Raw genomic sequence first — 22107 nt, forward strand, 5'->3', positions numbered from 1 at the left:
ATTCAAATAAATTAAAGCGATGAAGTATAGTATTAGATTATTGAAGAACTTTTAAATTTTCTTCATTTGTATTCTAGTAACATGTAAGATTACTCTACCGCATCAATTCTTAAATAAATAGACCAATCATTTGCTTTTTTGGTAAAATTAATGCCATCATAAAAACCCATAATATGTTTCTTGATTCTTTCCTGCAATGAATCCTGACAGGCACGAATATAGAATTTATTGAGTTTTTCAGACCAAAGAATGTAGCAGCAAATAATAGCTGAATCAAAAAAATTGAAAAGACAAAATGGAAAATCAAATTTATGAATAATATTAAATCTAATGAAAATACCTTGAATGTCTGTGCAGTGTTTAGAAAAATTTCAAAAGTTTGGTAAATTTAATCCTTGACTTTTAGTTGAAATTTTTCGTGACATTTTGCACAGACCGCCCTTTTTTTGCCTCGTTTTTTTGGGCGAGCAAAAAAATGAGGACCGCCGGTAGGCAACTTCAGATTGGTCCAAAACACAACTTTCATCTAATCCAGAATATTTTTAATAAAAAAAAGGTTTTAGAGAATATGAATAAAAATAAAAAGGAGAAACATTTCTGTAAACCTTGATTCTGAAGTGGGCCTGCCGATAGCAATCGGCATAAATTCGGATCGAAGCGAAACGTCGCACCGCAGGCACCTACTGTCCCGTCCCGATAGCTATCGGGATTCGGGAGAGTCTTTGCCTTTTTTTGTTTCTTCGAAAATCTTTGAAATTAATCCAGGGTATTTAAGTAGGTTTTTAATGTAAATAGAGCTTTTCATAGATTTTATCTTCTTTTCAATTCTAATAGCGTGTGAATAATCCATCGCATCAATTCTTAAATAAATAGACCAATCATTTGCTTTTTTGGTAAAATTAATGCCATCATAAAAACCCATATTATGTTTCTTGATTCTTTCCTGCAATGAATCCTGACAGGCACCAATATAGAATTTACCGAGTTTTTCAGACCAAAGAATGTAGCAGCAAATATCTTTCATGATAAAAAGTATGTAGAAAGTATGCAATTGAAAATAAAAAAAGGAGAAACATTTCTGTAACTCCTTGATTTTGAAGTGGGCCCACCTGGGATCGAACCAGGCACCTACTGTCCCGATAGCAATCGGGAGAGTCAGTTGCCTTTTTTTGTTTCTTCGAAAATCTTTGAAATTAATCCAGGGTATTTAAGTAGGTTTTTAATGTAAATAGAGCTTTTCATAGATTTTATCTTCTTTTCAATTCTAATAGCGTGTGAATAATCCATCGCATCAATTCTTAAATAAATAGACCAATCATTTGCTTTTTTGGTAAAATTAGAGCCTTCATAAAAACCCATATTATGTTTCTTGATTCTTTCCTGCAATGAATCCTGACAGGCACCAATGTAGAATTTATTGAGTTTTTCAGACCAAAGAATGTAGCAGCAAATATCTTTCATGATAAAAAGTATGTAGAAAGTATGCAATTGAAAATAAAAAAAGGAGAAACATTTCTGTAACTCCTTGATTTTGAAGTGGGCCCACCTGGGATCGAACCAGGCACCTACTGTCCCGATAGCCATCGGGAGAGTCAGATGCTCTTTTGTTTCTTCGAAAATCTTTGAAATTAAGTCAGGGTATTTAAGTAGGTTTTTGATGTAAATAGAGCTTTTCATAGATTTTATCTTTTTTTCTATTCTAACAGCGTGTGAATAATCCATCGCATCAATTCTTAAATAAATAGACCAATCATTTGCTTTTTTGGTAAAATTAATGCCATCATAAAAACCCATATTATGTTTTTTGATTCTTTCCTGCAATGAATCCTGACAGGCACCAATATAGAATTTATTGAGTTTTTTAGACCAAAGAATGTAGCAGCAAATATCTTTCATGATAAAAAGTATGTAGAAAGTATGCAATTGAAAATAAAAAAAGGAGAAACATTTCTGTAACTCCTTGATTTTGAAGTGGGCCCACCTGGGATCGAACCAGGCACCTACTGTCCCGATAGCCATCGGGAGAGTCAGATGCTCTTTTTTGTTTCTTCGAAAATCTTTGAAATTAAGTCAGGGTATTTAAGTAGGTTTTTGATGTAAATAGAGCTTTTCATAGATTTTATCTTTTTTTCTATTCTAACAGCGTGTGAATAATCCATCGCATCAATTCTTAAATAAATAGACCAATCATTTGCTTTTTGGTAAAATTAATGCCATCATAAAAACCCATATTATGTTTTTTGATTCTTTCCTGCAATGAATCCTGACAGGCACCAATATAGAATTTATTGAGTTTTTTAGACCAAAGAATGTAGCAGCAAATATCTTTCATGATAAAAAGTATGTAGAAAGTATGCAATTGAAAATAAAAAAAGGAGAAACATTTCTGTAACTCCTTGATTTTGAAGTGGGCCCACCTGGGATCGAACCAGGCACCTACTGATTATGAGTCAGTTGCTCTAACCGAATGAGCTATAGGCCCTTTTTTTTCTTCACCTACTGTCCCGATAGCTATCGGGAGAGTCAGTTGCTCTAACCGAATGAGCTATAGGCCCTTTTTTTTCTTCACCTACTGTCCCGATAGCTATCGGGAGAGTCAGTTGCTCTAACCGAATGAGCTATAGGCCCTTTTTTTTTCTTCACCTACTGTCCCGATAGCTATCGGGAGAGTCAGTTGCTCTAACCGAATGAGCTATAGGCCCTTTTTTTTCTTCACCTACTGTCCCGAAAGCTATCGGGAGAGTCAGTTGCTCTAACCGAATGAGCTATAGGCCCTTTTTTTTCTTCACCTACTGTCCCGATAGCTATCGGGAGAGTCAGTTGCTCTAACCGAATGAGCTATAGGCCCTTTTTTTTCTTCACCTACTGTCCCGATAGCTATCGGGGGAGTCAGTTGCTCTAACCGAATGAGCTATAGGCCCTTTTTTTCTTCACCTACTGTCCCGATAGCTATCGGGGAAGTCAGTTGCTCTAACCGAATGAGCTATAGGCCCTTTTTTTTCTTCACCTACTGTCCCGATAGCTATCGGGAGAGTCAGTTGCTCTAACCGAATGAGCTATAGGCCCTTTTTTTTTCTTCACCTACTGTCCCGATAGCTATCGGGAGAGTCTTTGCTCTAACCGAATGAGCTATAGGCCCTTTTTCAAAGTATTTCCTTGAAAAGTGGTGCAAAGGTATAAAATACTCAGTCTTTATGCAAGTAAGTTTTTGGGAAAAAATCTTGTTCTTAATCTTTAATATTATAATTGTTTGAAAGTCAGATTTTTATTGCAAAGAGATTTCGAGTGAGGATATTAGAAAGTTAAAAACTACAGAAATTATGTTGGTCTTCAGAATTTGAAGTTTCTTTTTAATGGGTTAACATTTCCCGGGTTTTGGCTAATAAAATATCCTTTTTTTCATTAATATGCCCCAAATATGTAAATTCCTTGTTTTTTAAAAGTGAATGCATATAATATGCAAATCCACCAGATCCAAACATAAGCACTTTAGCATTGGCAAGTAAGAGGATTGACTTCTCCAGATTCTCATAAGTTTCACCAATCATTTCCTCATCAATAATTGCATTTAGCTTGTCGTGAAGCAGCATCTGATCCAAGTCTTTGTTAATAAGGTCTTTTATTGCCTTTTTTTGTTGAGTATTCAGGATATTATACTTTGAAAAATAATGATTCAACAAAATGTTTTTGGAAGTCTGATAACCATCCGATATGAAAACAATCCGGGTTCCCACATTCCGAAGGTCCTGAAGTTCCTTCAATATTTCCACGTACATTTCTATAGCCCTTCCAACTCTGTTTCTGTCATTTTTTAAATCATAAAGACCCGTATCATCGGTATCAAACGTAACCTCGTTTCCATAAATAACCACTTTGCCCGCATCTGAAAACAAAGTTACTGAGTCTCCGCACCTTTGATGAACCACAAATATTTTTTCGCCAAGGTCACTTTCTATATTTTTGTTTTTCCAAAAAGCCTCATTCAGAAACTGATTGAAATTTATGGTCATACCAGAATTAAATAGCTCATCGAGTTTATAGCAGAACGGATATAATTCGGGAGTCCATTCCAAAATTACGGTCAAATGATCACCACATTTCTTAGTCAGAATAGCAATCAGTTGTTCTTTAGTAGTAACATTACTGATAATTTCGGATAGAGAAGGAGTGATGGGATCATTGATAATATCGGCAGGAATATTTAAGCCTAAAAACGCAAGAAATCTTGCATTAATATCATTTTGATCTAATTTTAAAACCATTCTTTCGATCATATTGAGGGTTTTTGCCACCAGCGTCAGGATTTTGTGCTGCACCGGAAAGTTGAGCAATCTTTTCTTTAGGTGATAGAAAAAGGTTTTTGTATTTATTCTGAAATTGCTTTCAGCCGACCTTTGGATTTGCAATGGCGTGTGCAGGTAGGTAGCTCCGAGGGCTTCACCAATCAGAAACAGCCTTGCAAACTGAGTTCCCAATTGATCGCCTACACCTACACTTGTAAAGGTCTTTATAGTGAAATATTTAGTCATTTTTTTCAACAGTATAATTATTGGTTGCCCTAAGCTGTTATTCAGGATTAAAAACTTCTGACAACTTATTGGAATAATCGATTTTATTCCATCTTCAATCATTCAGCAATAAATACTTAATAGTAAATCAATATTTTTTTTCCAAAAAATATAAATTTTGCTTCCTTTCAAAACCTAAAATTTTATTTAAAGCATTTATTTATACACAAATATATTTATGAAATCTGGCATCCGGAATTTTCAATGCTTTAAATACTTATCAATTCTGTAAAAAGGAAACAAAATTCTCTTTTGAATTATTAATAGCTTCTAAAAATGTCATTGATTAGAGCCTTTGAATGGTGATTTTTATTATAAAAAAAAGAATCAAATTGCCATATTTTCAGATAAATAAATTCAAAAGGCAGATTATTTTGCTGAATAAAAATTTTTGAAACGAAATTATTGAAACATTGTTCCTTGAGGTAGCCAAAGATTCTTCCAGGATAGAAAAAATTTTCGATTTCCCTAAAATTGCGATAAGATAAATTGGTTGGAAATCTAATTGCACAGGATTTTTAATCTGAATTAAAAAAATGGTATAAATGAAAAGTAATCTGGCTAAAATAACCAGATTACTCCAAAAAAAATCATATATTCATTAATCGGGCCTGATTAGCTTATAAACAGGTTCCACTAATTTTCATTTACAAAATTCCTAAAAATATATTTATTGTTATTGTAGTAAATAATTCAATAATGGTAATTTTTACTTATTTAAGTTTTGCCTGAAATCAGAAGGTGAAATTCCTGTGCCGGATTTGAAAAATTTTGTAAAATAAGAATTGTCTTCAAAGTTAAGTTGATAGGATATTTCAGAAATACTGAGATCTGAATTTACCAAAAGTCTTTTGGCTTCAAGTATTAATCGGGCTCTGATCCACTGGCCTGCAGTTTTTCCCGAACTGGACTTACATTTTGCATTGAGATAATTGGCCGTTATTGCCAATTCATTGGCATAGACTTGAGGATGATGCCATTCTGAAAAATGTTTTTCAATCAAGTCTTCAAACCTTTTTAGGATATGCTGATTAGACTTAAGATTTTCTTCGGATTTAACTTTTTCCAAATCGCAAGCAGCCAAATAGAAGAATTCCAGAAGCATGACTCTGATTTTTTCGAACCAATATTGAGGTTTTTTGAAATACGTCAGAGCGATATTTTCAATAATCCTTCGGAATTCGGGTAGTTCTAAACCTGGATTGATGGGTTTGATTTCTCCATTTCTTTTAAACAAGCACAATTCATCTATAAAACCTTTTCGTGCAAGAAATTCGTTAAAATAATCCTCACTGAAGTTTATCATATAACCTTCAACATCAGTATTATCAAAAACCAGATTATGTACTTGCCCCGGAGAAAGAAAAAATACCACCGGAGAGTCAATGCTGAAATTCTTAAAGTCAATTCGGTGCAGCCCACGTCCTTTTTCAATAAATAAGACCTGATAAAAACTATGTCTGTGTGGTTTTTTTGGTATAAAAACATCATTTTTCAACAAAACGTTAAGATCATGCACAGCAACACTGCTGCTTACTGCTTCTTTTGAAAATAAATCACAAACATTTAAAACAGGAAGGCTCATTGGCTATATCAGAAATTATTTCCTGTAATCAGAACAATTAAAAGCAATTTAATAATTCTTTGGTAGTAATATCAAAATGAAATGTGTTTTTTCCAACTTTGAATGTTTTTCTCTAAAATTATGTTTATTTTTGAAGATGATAAAAAAGCTATTAGTTTTTCTTCTGACTACCATTATTTTGGTTGAGAGCCTTTTGCCTAACGCAATTGGAATGACAGAAGCTATAAAAATAGGTAAGCTTTACGAGCATTTTAAACAACATCAGAAATTTGGAGAAGATTTTGACAAATTTTTCTGGGAACATTACTCTTCTGATTCAAAACATAAATCTAGTTCTGAGCACAAAAATCTCCCTTCTTTCGACTCAGGCTTTTTAGCAATTTCTTCTCATGTAAATTATATAAGAATTGATTTTGTTCAAAACGTTTTTAATGATAATTTCGATCAAAAGGTAAATATCACTTATAGTAATACTTATAGGTTTGATTATTTGAAAACCCTCCTCAATCCACCCCAAAAAGGATAATTTCTCACTTTTTCCTTTTTTCTTTATTTTTATTATTCAATTATTATGTTTGAAAAACTAGTCAAATATAGTATTCATCACAAACTGGTGGTGGGTATAGTATTAGCATTGGCTCTGGCAGGCGGAATTGTGGGTTTTCAAAAATTGCCCATTGATGCCGTACCAGATATTACCAATAACCAGGTGGTGGTGATTACTCAGACGCCCACTTTGGCTGCACAGGAGGTAGAGCAGTTTATTACCGCACCTCTTGAGCAATACTTTCTAAATATTCAGAATGTCGAAGACATTCGATCTACCTCACGTCAGGGTCTCTCGGTAATCACCTTAATTTTTTCTGATGATGTAAGTATCCTTCTTGCCCGGCAGCTGACATCCGAACAGCTAAAAATGGCCGAGGAAGCAATACCGGGTAATTTTGGCACCCCACAATTGGCCCCAATCACAACAGGCTTAGGCGAAATATATCAATATACACTTGAAACCGATGGAGCCGCAAAAGAAAAGTATGACCTCACCGACCTGAGAACAATGCAGGATTGGATTGTAAAACGGCAACTTTCCGGTATCGAAGGCCTCACCGAAATTTCGAGTTTTGGTGGTTTTGTAAAGCAATATGAAATTAGTGTAGATCCCGCCAGATTAGGCCAGTTGGGAATTACTCTTCGTGAAGTTTATGATGCAGTAAGTGCCAATAACCGTAACACCGGCGGTAGTTACATTGAAAAAAATGACCAGACCTATTTTATCAGAGGTGAAGGGGCCACCAGTTCACTGGAAGATCTGGGAAATATCGTTATTAAGATGTCAGGAGGAGTTCCGGTTTTGGTAAAAGATATTGCACAGCTTAGATATGGTGCTGCAAAAAGATTTGGTGCACTGACCAGAAATGGAGAGGGTGAAGCCGTTGGGGGAATCGTTTTGATGTTAAAAGGGGCCGATTCTGAAAAAACAATAAACCTTGTAAAAGAGCGGATTGAAAAAATCAATAAAAACCTTCCTGAAGGGGTTGTGATTAAACCATTTATTGATCGTACCAAATTGATTGATAAGTCCTTGAAGACAGTCCGAAACAATCTTTTGGAAGGAGGCCTTATTGTAATTTTTGTATTGGTTTTGCTGATGGGAAGTGTAAGAGCAGGCTTAATAGTGGCCAGTGTTATTCCTATCACCATGATAATAACCTTTGGTTTGATGCAAATATTCGGCATTACAGCCAATTTGATGAGCCTGGGAGCGATTGATTTTGGTTTGCTGGTTGACTGTTCTGTCATAATTGTGGAGGCCATTTTATTCCAGTTGCACCATGATGAAAAGTTTAAAGAAGATAAAATCAGAAGCAATGTTTTTGACAGTGTGGTATTCCAAACTACCAAAAAAGTGCTTTCAGCTGCATTGTTTGGCGGCTTGATAATATTGATTGTGTATTTGCCAATCTTATCATTGGGTGGAATCGAAGGTAAAATGTTTAAACCAATGGCCATGACCGTGAGTTTGGCCTTGAGTGTGGCAATTTTGCTTTCTATCACTTATGTGCCTGCTATGAGTTCACTTTTATTAAAAAATGAAGGAAAAAAAGAATTTAAACTTTCCCAAAAAATAATAGATTTGATGTTTGGAACATTCAAACCGGCATTTGATTATTCTCTAAAACATTACAAATCTGTTTTGCTGGCATCAGTCGTTTTATTTGGGATCAGTATAGCACTTTTTATGAATATGGGTGGGGAATTTATCCCTACTTTGGATGAGGGTGACATGGCTATTGATTTTCAGACTCCTCAGGGATCCTCATTAAATACTACAATTGCAGCAACCACCAAAGCTCAGCAGGTACTTAAAAAGAACTTTCCTGAGATTCAACAAATTGTGGGAAGAATCGGTGCTTCCGAAGTGCCCACTGACCCAATGCCACCTGAAATGTCGGATCTGATGATAAATCTGAAAGATCATTCAGAGTGGACAAGTGCAAATAACCGAACTGAGTTAGCAGAGAAAATGGCTAAAGTATTGGAAGAAGAAATGCCGGGAACTTCAGCAGAATTTACTCAACCGATTCAGATGAGATTCAATGAGATGATCGCCGGGTCCAAATCGGAATTTGCCATTAAAATATTTGGTCAGGATCTGGAATTGCTCAACAGAAAAGCTCATGAAGTAGAAAAAGTGTTGTACAAGATGGAGGGAACGGAAACCGTTAAGATTGAGAGAATTAGTGGCAGACCTCAGATAAATGTGAAATATGATAAAGCCAAACTTTCTCAATACGGATTGAATATCGATGACCTCAATTTCAATTTAAAAACAGCCTTTGCAGGTGAAACAGCTGGAATTTTCTTTGAAAATGAAAAACGATTTGATGTGGTTGTCCGTTTTGCCCAATCAGCTGCAGACGATCTGGAACACATCAGAAATCTTCCAATTACTACTCCCGGAGGTGCCCTTGTGAAATTCTCGGATCTGGCAGAAATAGATTACAAAAATGCCCCTTCCCAAATTTCAAGAGAAAAATCAAACCGTAGGATTATAATTGGTGTAAGTATCAGTGGCCGTGACCTCGAAGGTTATGCCAATGAAGCTGCCCAGAAAATCGAGCAAAAAGTGAAGTTGGAGCCCGGTTATTATTTCGAATATGGCGGCTCATTTGAAAACTTGCTCAATGCTAAAAACCGACTGATGCTTGCTGTTCCGGCAGCTATGGTGCTCATTTTCTTTTTGTTATACTTTTCACTCTCTTCCTTTACTCAAGCAGGGCTGGTGTTTAGTGCCATTCCTTTTTCTGCTATCGGTGGTGTATTTGCCCTGCTTTTGAGAGGAATGCCGTTCAGTATTTCTGCAGGTGTAGGATTCATTGCTTTGTTTGGAGTAGCTGTTCTTAACGGTTTGGTTTTGATAAGCTATTTTAATCAATCAGAAGAGCAGGATATTTTGAAAAGGATTAATGAAGGCGTAAAATCTATGTTCAGACCGGTGGTGGTTACAGGATTGGTGGCTTCTCTTGGATTCTTACCGATGGCTCTTTCGAGTTCAGCAGGTGCTGAAGTACAGAAACCTCTGGCTACGGTGGTAATCGGTGGTTTGTTCACTTCTACACTGTTAACATTGGTGGTACTACCAATTATCTATATGATTTTTATGCGTTATTCTCACAATAAAAAAGGACTTTGATATATGAAAATCAGAATATTTAAAATAGCACTTTTCTGTTTAACGCTCAGTTTATCTTTTCGAGGACTTTTTGCTCAAAATTCAGAATTGAATCAACTGATTCAGGTGGCCAACAGTCAGAACCGTGATTTGCAAATAGCATATAAAAACACTGAGATGCATAAGGCTCAGATCAATACGGCCTACGATATGCCCAAAACGCCAGTTGAACTTCAGGTGGGTAATATTCAAAATCCCTTCGTGAGAGATTACACCCTTGGGGTTTCCCAATCGTTTGAATTGCCTTCAGTTTACAAAAACAAAAAACAATATCTTATTTCTTTGGGGCAAACTGCAGAGGTTCAGACTGAGGTATTGAAACGTCAACTCAAGCTGGAGATTAGAATGCTGTATTCTGCCCTTTCGTCAGTAAATTCTAAAACCGAACTTATTAACCAGGAATTGGAAAAGCTGAAAGATTTGAGCAGAGTATATCAACATAAGTTTGAACAGGGAGAGGCAGACCAATCGGATTTTCTAAATATCAGGTTAAAAGAAAACGAGTTAGCCAGGAGTTTGTCGGTTTACGAAATGGAAAAGAAAAATCTAGAGATGCAACTGATGCAGGTTTTAAATCAAACTTCACTTCCTGTACTAACCTACACTGCACCCTGGACTTACGATGGATTGAAAAATACTATGCTTCCCGGGAACCCTGTCAAAAAGTTGAATAATAGCCTCATTGACAATGCCTTAAAAGAAGAATTGACAATTAAGGATCATAAGAAACCAACCCTCAATGCCGGAGTTTATAATCAGAGTATGTTGGGAAGTCTGAGACAGTTTGTTGGAGTAGTTGGGGTCGAAATTCCAATTTTTGTTAAAGCTTACAATGCCCGCCAGCAGTCTGCTAAATTAAGAGTTGAAATGGCTGAGCAACAGCGGGATAAGTTTGATTTTCAGATGCAAACAGAATTAAATGCCTTGCAAAATCAATTGGAAATTATTGAAAAACAACTCAATTCCATCAGAAATTCCAGTTTGCCTGATGCCGAAAAGTCGCTTTCCATTCTTTTAAATAAATATAAAGAGGGGCAAACGGAATATACAGACTGGTATATAGTTTTTGGTCAATATCTTGGGTACAAAAACAATTTGATTGATTTGGAAAAAGAAAAAAATATTACAGTTTCAAAAATTTATTATATATCTGAAAATGAATAAGTTATTAATAACAATAATAGGTAGTTTGGCATTTGTCTCATGTTCTTCTGATAAAGAAAAAAATTCAGAAACTACAACTGACTCTACAAAAACCGGAATTTTCTTTGAAACTTCCAGGGCAAAAAACCTTCCAATTGAAACCGGAATGGTAGAAATGAAGGAAATGCAAAATGCAATAGTGCTGAATGGTGTGGTGGATGTACCACCAGATCATACTTTTTCAATTAATTATCCATTACAAGGGGTAGTTACTAAAATCAATCATACTGTTTTGCCCGGTAGATTCCTTAAAAAAGGAGAACTGTTAGCCGAAATCCAGAGTATGGAGCTTTTGCAGACACAACAGGATTATTTATCTGGAAAAATCAAAGGTGAGTTTTTAAGTCAGGAACTGGAAAGACAAAAAAACCTTTTGGCCAACGACGCCACTGCCAAACGTAAATATCAGGAAATTGAAAATCAGTTCAGACTTAATCAATTAAATGTCAAAGCATTATCAGAGAAATTAAAAGTTTTGGGGATATCACCCTCGCACTTGCAACAGGGTAATATTTCAGCGATTTATTCGCTACGTGCTCCCTCTTCTGCATATGTTAAAGATGTGAATGTATCTAATGGTAAGAATTTCATGTCAGGCGAAGAATTGTTTGAACTGGTAAGTACTGAGCACATTCATGCCGAATTAAAAGTTTTTGGTAATGATATGTATTTGGTAAAAATAGGCCAAAAAGTAGAGTTTAATGATTCAAAAGGACTAACCCAGACCGGTAAAGTTTACCTTATTGACAGAACGGTTGACCCGGAGAAAAAATCACTCAATTTGCATATTCATCTTGATAATGAAGCATTTGAACAGTCTTTGAAACCGGGCCAGTTTATTTCCGGCAAAATTACAACATCCAATTCCTTGGTGCCTGCCATAAAGGAATCGGCACTGCTAACTTCCTTTGAAGGTACTTTTGTGTATGTTAAAATCACAGAAAAATCGGGTATGAGATTTGAAAAAGTTGCTGTTAAAGTAGGCAGAACATCCAATGGCTATACTGAAATAATTTCACCAAAATTGTCTGGTGAAATAGTTACGAAAGGTGTAAGCTTTGTAGATAACGGCGGTTCAGAGGAATAAAGTTATAATAATTCCCTCAGGCTCTTGTCTTTATGATGATCCAGTTTCCTGTTTTTGGGTTCTCCGATTATTTGATTGAGATAAATGCCTGTATGTCCACTGAATAAATAAGAAACAATGACTGCGGTAGCCAGATATATTCCGTTCTGGCTACCGAATAGTTCCAAACCCATAATTAAACAAGCCAGAGGAGTATTGGTCGCACCGGCAAATACTGCCACAAAGCCCATTGCAGCCAAAAGTGCAACCGGAAGTGGGAAAATTGCTGCCAATGCACTGCCCAAAGTAGCCCCGATAAAAAATAAAGGCGTTACTTCTCCTCCTTTAAATCCGGCAGAAATTGTAAGTGTGGTAAGCAATAATTTGAGGATAAAATCCTGTGGGTCTGATACTTTGAGAAATGAATTTTCAATTTCAGGCACTCCTAATCCCAAATATTTGGTATTTCCCCAAATCAAAATTATAACGACCAGAATACTTCCGCCAATCACCGGTCTCAGTAATTCATTCTTAATATTTTTTGCAAAAAAATCAGTCAAAAAATGTAATGTTTTGCTAAAAAAAGCGGCTGTCAAACCAAACAAAACTCCTGATAAAATACTGAAAATTAAGAAGTCAGGTTTTAAACCTAAAGTCGGCTCAGAAAAAAAATGACTGTGTGGAGCACCCATTGCCCTGGCGGTATAATCGGCAATTATTGCTGTAATAAATGCCGGGAAAATGGCATTATATCTTATTTTACCTACCAAATAAAACTCTAGTGCAAATACCGCACCTGCCAAAGGAGTTCCGAAAACGGCTCCAAATCCGGCAGCGATTGCCGCAATGAGCAGTATTTGTCGGTCTGAACTGTTTAATTTTAAGGGTTTTGAAAGCTGATCGGCAAATGCCCCCGCCATCTGCAAAGCTGTGCCCTCACGCCCTGCTGAACCACCGAAAAGATGCGTAATGATGGTACCTATATAAATAAAAGGTGCCATTTTGAATGGAATAGTTTTACCTGATTTTTGAATATTATCTATCAAAAGGTTGTTTCCCGCTTTTACTTCCTGGCCAAAATACTTATAAAGAGCTGCGACAGTTAATCCTCCCAGAGGTAGCAAAAGGATAATCCTTGAATGAGCTTCCCGATAAGAAGTAGCAATGCCTAAGGTTACCAAAAAAAAGTAACTCATAGCACCGATAGGAATTCCTATCATCAGACTGATTAACAGCCATTTGATGGTGTAAACTAAAGCCGGGTATTTTTGAAAAAACACTATTCTCAGGTTTATTTATAAATTTCCAACCATTTTTGCTGTGAAATTATAGCTTCAGAAAATTCAGTTTTCAATCGCGTAACAAGGTCTTTTAAAGGCAAAATATCGTTGATTGTAGCTACGCCTTGACCAGCTGACCAAACCGTTTTCCAGGCTTTGGCTTCTGCCTGACCGGCATCCAGCTCTTTTCCGAAATCAATTTTAGCTTTACTTTCAAGCATTTCACTTGTAATGCCGTTTGTTTCCAGACTTTTATTAAGAAAATTGGCATTTACTCCCGATATAGCTGCAGTGTAAACCACATCGGTCGCACCACTTTCATTGATCATTTCCTTATATTCAACAGGGGCATTAGCTTCAGTTGTATTAATGAATCTCGTCCCCATATAAGCCAAATCGGCTCCCATTTGTAAAGCAGACGCAATATCCTGACCGGTACTGATACAACCCGAAAGCAGAATGGTTTTTTTGAAAAATGATTTTACCTCAGCAATGAACGGCATTGGATTCAAAGTTCCCCCATGCCCTCCTGCACCGGCACTTACCAAAATGAGCCCATCAACTCCTGCTTCAGCGGCTTTTTCAGCATGTCTTTTTTTGATTACATCATGAAAAACCAAACCACCGTAGCTATGCACAGCCTCAACTACCTGAGCCACAGCACCAAGAGAGGTAATTATTAATGGAACCTTATGCTTAACAACTATCTGCATGTCTGCTAACAAACGCTCATTTGTGGGGTGTACAATCATATTTACACCAAATGGAGCCGGTATATTTCCAGTTTCTTTTTCGAAATCCTCTAAAGCCGTTTTGATTTCGATTACCCATTCTTCAAAGCCTTCAGTAGTCCGTTGATTTAAAGCCGGAAATGTGCCTACAATTCCATTTTTACAACATTCAATCACCATTTTAGGATTGGATATCAGAAACATGGGGGCAGCAACAACTGGTAATCTAAGATTATGAAAAGGGTTCATGTTTTTTTATTCTTTTAAAGGTTTTATTACTCCTTCCTGCACAACAGATGCCACCAATACACCATCTTTGGTGAAAATATTTCCACGGGCAAAACCTCTTCCAAACGATGCACTTGGGCTATCAATGGCATACAACAACCAGTCGTCAATTCTAAATTCATGATGAAACCACATGGCATGGTCTAGACTTGCAATGAAAAAATCCTTAGCAATGGGGCTGTTGGTATGAGGCAATGTGGCTGTAGTCAACAGATTATAATCCGAAACGTAGGATAATAGCTGTTGATGAATATTTGGCTGTACATCTAGTTTCTCATGTGATTTAAACCAAAAGTGCCTGAAAGGTAATTTTTTAGATAAAGACAGAAAATTAACTTTTTCAACCATTCTAAACTCAAATGGTCTGGTTTTTACCAATTCAAAAATATTATCCGGTACAAAAAGCTTATATTTCTTCAGTAGATCTTCATCTGACAATAATCCTTCAGGGCCGGGCACTTTGGGCATGTCAATTTGGTGCCCATAACCATCAATTAATTTTTGAAAAGAAACCGACATAAAAAAAATAGCAATTCCATTTTGTTTTGCAACAACCCTCCTGGTGCTAAAGCTTCCGCCATCCCTAATTTTCTCAACTTCATAAATTATCGGAATATTTATATCGCCTGCCAAAAGAAAATATGCATGCATAGAATGGGCTTTTCTTTCAGGATCAACGGTTTGAGTGGCCGCACTCAGCGACTGTGCCAATACCTGACCGCCAAAAACTCGTTTCCAGGGTGCCTGATAATTTTGCCCGAGAAAAACTGAATCACTCAGTCTTTCGAGAGAAATAAGATTTACTAATTCGTGAATATTGTTCATACCCGTGCAATTTCGGGTATTTTTTCGTTTTTTGTAAATAAATTTCTAAAATAAAAAGAGAATAATCCCTTAGTTTATTCCCGAAAATCTGGGGTTAACAATACTGTTGTTCATTGATCCAAAGGTGTAGCTCAACCCAAAAGAGGTAAGATATGAAAAGTTTGTTGCCAATTGTCTGCCACCCAATAAAACACTAGACGCATCAGAAGAACTTTTAGGAAGGGTAATCTGGTTATTAATCTGAGAGCCATTTCCATAAAAACTAAGAGAAAGGCCTTCTGCAATTCTTAAGGAAAGTTCAATCTCCAGACTTACACGATATTTGTCGAGCATGTTGAGGTATTGATAGCCTGTAATTTCAGTCCTGAAATTGCCCCAGGGTTGTGTTAGACCCAGAATTCCTGTTATTTGCTGGTAAGGGAGCAATTCTTCAATTTTATCAAATACTGTGGTCTCAATATAATCCATATCACGCATACCTGCCTGATAAATCCATCGGAATTGTCTTCTGTTGAATTCTTTTACCGGAAATACCGAATACTCAAGTGCGGGAGCGAGACTTTTTGAAAATTGAATGTTTTGATATACACTATGAAAACCTTTTATGAATCCACCTAAGGCCCAATGGTCTGAGAATGATTTTACGTAAAGGGAATTTAAACCATAGTCATTGACTTTGACCACATTTAAAACCGAATCAACCACCACCGAGTTGGTTCTTTGATTATAGTATGTAAAAAAACTGAATTTGGAATGTTCCGTAGTACGTCCTCCTCTGAAATTACCGTCAAATCTTACCACAGTACGATTGCTTTCTCCTTCAAACCGCCCACTACCAGCAACTCCAAAAATCCAGTTATTCCACTTATCTTTTGTGGGAGTGCTTTTCTTATTTTTAGGTTTTACAAAATTTACTTTTGCCATTTCGACGATTTGAGTGGGATTCAGAAACTTAATCAATCCATGGCTAATACCATTTAATATTCTATTTCTAACAATATCGTCAGTGGCGTCAACTTTCACATTAAAAGTAATTGTATCACTTTTTCCAAAATATTCTTTTTGGCCTTCTAAGTATAAATAGTAAGTTCTTCCTGCAGGATTCTGATCTGTTAAAATCAAAATTTGAATATCGGCATCAGACATTTCCCTTGTAAACAGGAAACTGCTAAGTTCTGAAACAAGGTATTCATAATAACATTTTGTCCTTTGACAATTGACAAAAAGAGTGGGATTTTTCTCCTGATTTTGGGCAGCAGAATATAAAGGGATTATGGCCAATTGCATAAAAAATATGCCGGCAATGATTTTTTTCATTTTATAGGGTATATGAAATGGTTTACAAATATAAAGCAAAAAATTTCCTCTTCAAATTTAGAGAAGACTTTATGCTTTTTTAGCATAAAAACCTTAATTTCAATTTCTTAAATCGACCAAAACTAAATCAATAAAATGAATATTTCTTTCATATTTTAAAAAAAACATGAAAATAAGTTAAGGAAGTTACAAGGACAGAATTATTTAATCTACTAGTTTTACACTAACAGCATTTAGACCTTTATTCCCTTTTTCTACAAAGAATTGTACCCGGTCATTTTGTTTGATGGGGTTGATAATTCCTGATGAATGAACAAAAACATCTGTTCCTCCACCATCCGGAGTAATAAAACCAAAACCTTTGGTCTCATTAAAAAACTTAACTGTACCTTCCTGCATTATGATTTTTATTAAATAGTTTATTTGATTTTGGTAACATTAATAGCACTAAATCCACGTGCAGTTTTTTCCTTTTCGAAAGATACCCTATCTTTTTCTTTAACCGGTTCGTTGAGCTGGTTAGAATGCACAAAAACTTTGTTTTGACTATTGTCTTCAGCAATAAACCCAAAGCCTTTATCGGAGAAAAATGCAACTGTACCAGTGAATTCGGTCATTTCTTCCGAAACTGAAGTGTTGGCACCCAACTGAATCGAGTTCAGGTCAATTTTTTTTCTCGGTTTAAAATCAGGCGGACTATCATGGAAATTTCCTTCCTCGTCAACATAGACGGTCATTTCATCAAGACTTTTACCTTTGTCATTATTAAATTTCCTGTCTTCTCTTTTTTGTTCTCTATCCTGCTTTTTCTTAGCTTTTTTCTTTTCTTTTTCTTTTTTTGCAAAAGTTTCTGCCATATTTTACTACTATTTAATTAAAACTATTATTTCTGAATACTTAAAAATCAAAATTTCTAATCCGAATCTCGCTTGGTTTAGAATCGGCTCGACCCGACAACAACCTTATTTTTTATCAAAACCATTAATAATCCATTTGATTATGATGACCTTAAATTTTCCAAATTGAGTCAGGATATTTATTTAAACTTGATATTTAATTTTAAAAAAGTGCAAATATCAAATCTGATTAAGTCCCATGCTTCGCCGGAACTATATATGAAATGGCATCTGGAAGAGCGAAAACTGAAGAGAAAAAGAAAAAATTCTATACTTTTACAGCAGAAGCAAAGGCAGGAGCCTCAAATATTTTATAAAGATAATACATATTCCTGCGAATTGTTAATTTTGCCGGGATAATCGCAGAAATGAGCTTTTAATTGATTCCTTTATCTTATATTTTTCCAAATATTATTGTTTAACTATGGATATCGTTAAGAAATATTGGTCAAATTTTGGAGGTCTTATGGCTTGCTTTATTTTGATAAATATTGCTCTGTCTGATCACTCATTTCTGGAAATAAATTCACTTATCTGGTTAAATTTTACTGCGATGTTGGTTCATCAATTTGAAGAATATTCTTATCCCGGCCAATTCCCGAAATTTTACAATGAAACCATACTTAAAAGTAATAAAATTTTAAAATACCCTTTAACTACCAATGGCATTTTACTGGTCAACGTAGGCCTGGCGTGGACTTTTTATATTATATCAGGCATTTTAGGGGATTCTGCTTATTGGTTTGCATTGGGATTGGCATTGATTTCTCTTTCCAACGGAATGCTACATACCTTCATGTTTTTTTATCTGAAAAGATACAATCCCGGATTAATTACGAGCCTAGTAATTTTTATTCCCTTTGGATTTTATTTAATTTATAGAATCCAGCCTTTTCTCACTCAGGAGGATATTCTTTCAGGAATCATCATTTTTATTTTTGGGTCAGCAGCTATTCCTGTTTCTATTTTTTTCACGAGTAAATTTTCATAAACTTATTAATCCTTTTCATTAAAGATTAGAAATCTCTCAAAAAAAAAAAGAAAAGCTCCCGGAAAATCCGAGAGCTTTAATCTAACCCCTAAAATAAACCACTATAATTTTTCCTTTTTCAGGATATCTGAATTCTGATATATTAAGAAACGCAAAATCAGGAAAAAATGTTGCTAAATATTCTAAAAAAATCCAGGATGTCAATACAGCTTTTATTTAACGGGATTTTTTTTCTCTTGAATAATAAACCATCAATAAAATTTACTACATAATATATTGATAATCTGACATTTAACTGAATGATATTTTTTAACCAATTCTCCTGATCTTTGAATACCAAAAAATCAAGAAATCATCATTAACAATCATTAACAATTTGAAATTTAAACCTTGTTACAGATTCAGACTCTAACCTACAAATAATTGATAACCGATAAATTTTTAAGATTATGAAAAAGTTAGTAGCAACAATCGGAATTTTGAGCATCGTGGTATTTAGTGTTTCGGCTCAATATGGCAGGGCATACGACAGAGACAATTATGGAGAAAAGTACGGACATGTTGAAAGAAATGATCGGAATGGAGGAAGCTGGGGATATGACAAAGACTGGAATGTAGTCAATAATTCGAAGGTTCATAAAATCAATTCTTTTCAACACCAGGCCAAAATGCGGATCAATGAAGGTATTGCCAAAGGTCTAATAACTCATAGAGAAGCCAATCGACTCTGGAATGAATATGAAAGAATTGAGAGAAAAGAAAATCGTTTTATGAGAAATGGAAGAATTTCGAGATCAGAAGCCAATGAACTGGAGCATGATTTGGCCAGGTTAAACCGAATGATTTCTCAAGAAAAAAGGGATTTTAACCGAAATTATAGCGGAAGATTTTAAAAATTAGTGGAGTAATAGTTTTTTCGAAAAATAATGGGCAGCTTGGTTTAGCTGCCCCATTTTTTTTTCAACAATAATTTATTTTTTTAGGTTACTAAGTAATTCAAAAGCATCTTTCCTGGCAATTTCCAGTGCTCTTTCAATTTTTTTAGCACCCATCAATTCTATTTTCAGGTTTGCAAAATCAGCTTCTTTTTTTTCTAATTTACTTTCAGCTTTTTCCTGTTCTTTTTTGATTTTAGAGATCTCTTTCTCTTTTTTACTTGAAGCTTTTTCTATTTCAGTTTTGGTTTTCAGGTCGCTGGCAGTAGAATCCTCAGAATATAATTTTTCAACTAATTCTTCTTTTTCTGAAAGGGCTTTTGCCATCAATTCCGGACTTTGATCTAACTTCTTGCCTAGTTTTTCCTGCTCTTTAAGATTGTTTTCCAGACTTTTCTCCAGTTTTTTGATTTCCTTTTGGGCGTCGGCTAACTCATTTTCAGCATTTTTCAGGTTTTCATCAGCAAGTCTTAATTCCAGATTTTTTTGCACAAGATTTTCAAATCCTTTTACAAAAGTCTCAGCTTCGGCGGTTTTAATATCAAATGATTTTAAAGAATTCATTTCTTCATCTATGAAAAAGAAAACTACCTTAGTCATTTTTTTGGTTGAAATTATCTGAGCTTCAATGCTTTCCAATTCCGGCGAAATAGGTGAGTTTTTAATTTTTTCTACTCTGAAGCTCGATTTGTTTGGATTTGTAATCTTCCCAAGCGGCTTAAGGAAAGTTTCTAAATCAGCCTTAATTTCTTTATCGTCAAGGTTTGAAATGATATAATATGCCTTGGCGGCTTCTTTTCCTAAAAGATGATTGCCGGTATAAACTTTACTTTGAGCAAATAATGAAACTTGCAACAATAAAAGGATCAGGCTTAAAAAGTATTTTTTCATAAGTTTATTATTTATGTTAAATGAATTTTTTTACAAATTATTACTAATTTCTTTTTTATCGAATTTTCGGTAAAGAAAATATATTGTTCACCACCATCCTGCCAATTTAACTGTTTCCTGATTTCATTAACAGAAAGCGGAAAGTTCCTGACCGAAATATTAGCTTTCTTTGATGGCACTTCGGCACCCAATATTTTTTTGTCAAAAGGCAAAACTTTCTCAATGGCAAAAATTCGTCCCGGAAATTCTTTCAGAACAATATCAGAAGTGTAAAGATGACTATTGGGTGCGATTTTACCCAACAAAAACTTATTTCCTACCGACTTGAATGCTCCTGCTTTCATGATGGAAGCATTAGGTTCATAAAGATAAGCCATTGGTTCTGAGAATATCGTGTTTGCCTCTGATTCTTGTTTAAAATCGAAAGAAAATTGCTGTTCTTCGCCCTTTGAAGTCAGATTAACACAAATTACCTCCGGATTTGCGATAATAGTGTCTTCTATTAAAAAGACCAATTCCTTTACTTCATTTTTTTCTGATAATATTAAGACTTGATGCACATATTTTAGTAACAGCAAAGCAGCCTTTATGTCAAGCATTGGTGAATATTTTACCATAATAGTGCGACCCGGAGTAATCAATTTGTCAAGCATCAGCCTTAAATCAGGCGAGCAGTCCTGTATGCCTACCATTTTATGGTTATTATCATCACGACGAGATGGATCGAGGTAGATAAAATCAATATCAGAATCGATTTTAAAATCTTCCGCTTTTTGTTGTGTAAATGTGGTATTTGATTTTCCTGTTATTTTGAAATTATGGGCCACAATGCTACTCAACAATTGATTGGGTTCGTTATGGATATATTTTTTGAAGTTTTTAGAAAGAAAAAATGCATCTACTCCAAGCCCACCCGTAAGATCTAGTCCAATATTACCATTTACCAATTTACTTTTGTATTTGGCTGTCCACTCAGAAGAAGACTGTTCCAATGAAACCTTTTCGGGTGCGATTATTCCACCAATATGTGACCAGGAAGGTATTTTTGAAATGATATTTTGATTGAAGGAAATTTGATTTGCCACCATTCTCAATATTTCCTGAGACAATTTAAGCGGATTTTTCAAAACAAAATCTCTTACATCATTGATTTGCTGTGTGCCTGCAATTTCGGAGGCTATGGTATAATCCTTAATATTTATTGGGTTTGAAGACAAAAGAAATGAATTATTTCTGAATAATATTTCCCAAAAATAAGCATTAAAAAAAAGTTTAATTCAAATGAATTTACAAAATTGGTAATTTAATGCAAAAAAAAAGCCTGAACTAAATCAGGCAGGACTCAATTTTCTCTTCCTTTTCTTTCTTTTAACTTTTCGAGAAGCATCTGGTTAAATTTCCTTTCGGTTTCCATCAGTTTGCCGTATTGCTGAGGGCTTATAACCTTTAGAAACGAATCTCTGTATTTTTTTGTAAGATTAATTTCTTCCTGCCTTAAATCCAGAATTTCGTCCTGGCGTTTTAATGCTTCATTGTTATTTAGGCTTTGATTGTTTCTCGAAAGTTGTCTAATGTCTCTGAAAATCTCATTTCTATCATCAGAATATGCGTTGTAAATGGGCCAGAATTTCTCTGCCTGACTCTCAGTGAGTTTTAATTCCTGAGTTATCATCCCAATTTTCATTGCTTTTATGCGATCTCCTTTTGGTCCGCCCTCAGGTCGCTGAGCCTGAGTGCTTATGCCTAAAATCAATAGGCTAACTATTAATATCAACTTTTTCATCCTAAATATTTTCAA

At 35.2% G+C, this 22107-nt stretch carries 20 protein-coding genes and 1 tRNA gene; 6 read left to right on the plus strand and 15 right to left on the minus strand.

Features of this window, described 5'->3' with window-relative positions:
• Positions 1 to 700 precede the first annotated feature (700 nt).
• The 6 genes from IPP61_15305 to IPP61_15330 form a co-directional block, all read right to left on the minus strand.
• Positions 701 to 1024, minus strand: a complete 324-nt coding sequence (locus tag IPP61_15305) for a GIY-YIG nuclease family protein (GenBank protein MBL0326525.1) — start codon at positions 1022 to 1024, stop codon at positions 701 to 703.
• A gap of 131 nt (positions 1025 to 1155) precedes the next feature.
• Positions 1156 to 1896 (minus strand): GIY-YIG nuclease family protein, encoded by a 741-nt coding sequence (locus IPP61_15310; GenBank protein ID MBL0326526.1) that lies wholly within the window; start codon positions 1894 to 1896, stop codon positions 1156 to 1158.
• A gap of 274 nt (positions 1897 to 2170) precedes the next feature.
• Positions 2171 to 2332 (minus strand): GIY-YIG nuclease family protein, encoded by a 162-nt coding sequence (locus IPP61_15315; protein MBL0326527.1) that lies wholly within the window; start codon positions 2330 to 2332, stop codon positions 2171 to 2173.
• A gap of 76 nt (positions 2333 to 2408) precedes the next feature.
• Positions 2409 to 2482: transfer RNA gene (locus IPP61_15320), tRNA-Ile, on the minus strand.
• Between the two features lie 868 nt (positions 2483 to 3350).
• A complete protein-coding gene (locus IPP61_15325; protein ID MBL0326528.1) occupies positions 3351 to 4529 on the minus strand; it encodes a hypothetical protein in 1179 nt (392 codons plus the stop codon).
• Positions 4530 to 5277: 748 nt separating this feature from the next.
• A complete protein-coding gene (locus IPP61_15330) occupies positions 5278 to 6153 on the minus strand; it encodes a helix-turn-helix domain-containing protein (GenBank protein MBL0326529.1) in 876 nt (291 codons plus the stop codon).
• A gap of 136 nt (positions 6154 to 6289) precedes the next feature.
• On the opposite strand from IPP61_15330, the gene IPP61_15335 reads away from it, so the two are divergent.
• Genes IPP61_15335 through IPP61_15350 form a run of 4 tightly spaced genes read left to right on the plus strand, consistent with a single transcriptional unit; the run spans position 6290 to position 12176 of the window.
• Complete coding sequence (locus tag IPP61_15335; GenBank protein ID MBL0326530.1) at positions 6290 to 6679, plus strand: hypothetical protein; 390 nt, start codon at positions 6290 to 6292, stop codon at positions 6677 to 6679.
• 45 nt (positions 6680 to 6724) lie between these two features.
• Positions 6725 to 9847: an efflux RND transporter permease subunit gene (locus IPP61_15340; protein ID MBL0326531.1), complete on the plus strand. Its 3123-nt coding sequence runs from the start codon at positions 6725 to 6727 to the stop codon at positions 9845 to 9847.
• Positions 9848 to 9850: 3 nt separating this feature from the next.
• Entirely contained in the window at positions 9851 to 11050 is a 1200-nt protein-coding gene (locus IPP61_15345; GenBank protein MBL0326532.1) for a TolC family protein, read from the plus strand.
• Positions 11043 to 12176 carry an efflux RND transporter periplasmic adaptor subunit gene (locus IPP61_15350; GenBank protein ID MBL0326533.1) on the plus strand — a complete coding sequence of 378 codons (1134 nt, stop codon included), beginning with the start codon at positions 11043 to 11045 and terminating at the stop codon, positions 12174 to 12176. Before IPP61_15345 ends, IPP61_15350 begins: the two co-directional genes overlap by 8 nt.
• Positions 12177 to 12178: 2 nt before the next feature.
• Here IPP61_15350 and IPP61_15355 read toward each other — a convergent pair whose 3' ends face one another.
• The 6 genes from IPP61_15355 to IPP61_15380 form a co-directional block, all read right to left on the minus strand.
• The gene (locus tag IPP61_15355) at positions 12179 to 13375 is read right to left on the minus strand and encodes a chloride channel protein (protein MBL0326534.1); all 1197 of its coding nucleotides are present in this window, start codon (positions 13373 to 13375) and stop codon (positions 12179 to 12181) included.
• Positions 13376 to 13446: 71 nt separating this feature from the next.
• Positions 13447 to 14415, minus strand: coding sequence for a nitronate monooxygenase (locus tag IPP61_15360; GenBank protein MBL0326535.1), 969 nt, complete (start codon positions 14413 to 14415; stop codon positions 13447 to 13449).
• A 6-nt stretch (positions 14416 to 14421) separates the two neighbouring features.
• Complete coding sequence (locus IPP61_15365) at positions 14422 to 15279, minus strand: acyl-CoA thioesterase II (protein ID MBL0326536.1); 858 nt, start codon at positions 15277 to 15279, stop codon at positions 14422 to 14424.
• 69 nt (positions 15280 to 15348) lie between these two features.
• Positions 15349 to 16596 carry a hypothetical protein gene (locus tag IPP61_15370; protein ID MBL0326537.1) on the minus strand — a complete coding sequence of 416 codons (1248 nt, stop codon included), beginning with the start codon at positions 16594 to 16596 and terminating at the stop codon, positions 15349 to 15351.
• Between the two features lie 204 nt (positions 16597 to 16800).
• Positions 16801 to 16995: a cold-shock protein gene (locus IPP61_15375; GenBank protein ID MBL0326538.1), complete on the minus strand. Its 195-nt coding sequence runs from the start codon at positions 16993 to 16995 to the stop codon at positions 16801 to 16803.
• Between the two features lie 20 nt (positions 16996 to 17015).
• The gene (locus tag IPP61_15380) at positions 17016 to 17453 is read right to left on the minus strand and encodes a cold shock domain-containing protein (GenBank protein MBL0326539.1); all 438 of its coding nucleotides are present in this window, start codon (positions 17451 to 17453) and stop codon (positions 17016 to 17018) included.
• Positions 17454 to 17916: 463 nt separating this feature from the next.
• Here IPP61_15380 and IPP61_15385 point away from each other — a divergent pair, with 463 nt between their 5' ends.
• Both IPP61_15385 and IPP61_15390 read left to right on the plus strand, forming a co-directional pair.
• Positions 17917 to 18483 (plus strand): HXXEE domain-containing protein, encoded by a 567-nt coding sequence (locus IPP61_15385; GenBank protein ID MBL0326540.1) that lies wholly within the window; start codon positions 17917 to 17919, stop codon positions 18481 to 18483.
• A gap of 449 nt (positions 18484 to 18932) precedes the next feature.
• Positions 18933 to 19376, plus strand: a complete 444-nt coding sequence (locus IPP61_15390) for a hypothetical protein (protein MBL0326541.1) — start codon at positions 18933 to 18935, stop codon at positions 19374 to 19376.
• Positions 19377 to 19454: 78 nt separating this feature from the next.
• Here IPP61_15390 and IPP61_15395 read toward each other — a convergent pair whose 3' ends face one another.
• From IPP61_15395 to IPP61_15405, 3 genes are all read right to left on the minus strand, one after another.
• Entirely contained in the window at positions 19455 to 20309 is an 855-nt protein-coding gene (locus IPP61_15395) for a hypothetical protein (protein MBL0326542.1), read from the minus strand.
• Positions 20310 to 20320: 11 nt separating this feature from the next.
• A complete protein-coding gene (locus tag IPP61_15400) occupies positions 20321 to 21526 on the minus strand; it encodes a hypothetical protein (protein ID MBL0326543.1) in 1206 nt (401 codons plus the stop codon).
• A gap of 125 nt (positions 21527 to 21651) precedes the next feature.
• Positions 21652 to 22092 carry a Spy/CpxP family protein refolding chaperone gene (locus IPP61_15405; GenBank protein MBL0326544.1) on the minus strand — a complete coding sequence of 147 codons (441 nt, stop codon included), beginning with the start codon at positions 22090 to 22092 and terminating at the stop codon, positions 21652 to 21654.
• Positions 22093 to 22107 lie beyond the last annotated feature (15 nt).

The sequence above is a fragment of the Cytophagaceae bacterium genome (assembly GCA_016722655.1).
Lineage (GTDB): Bacteria > Bacteroidota > Bacteroidia > Cytophagales > Spirosomataceae > Leadbetterella.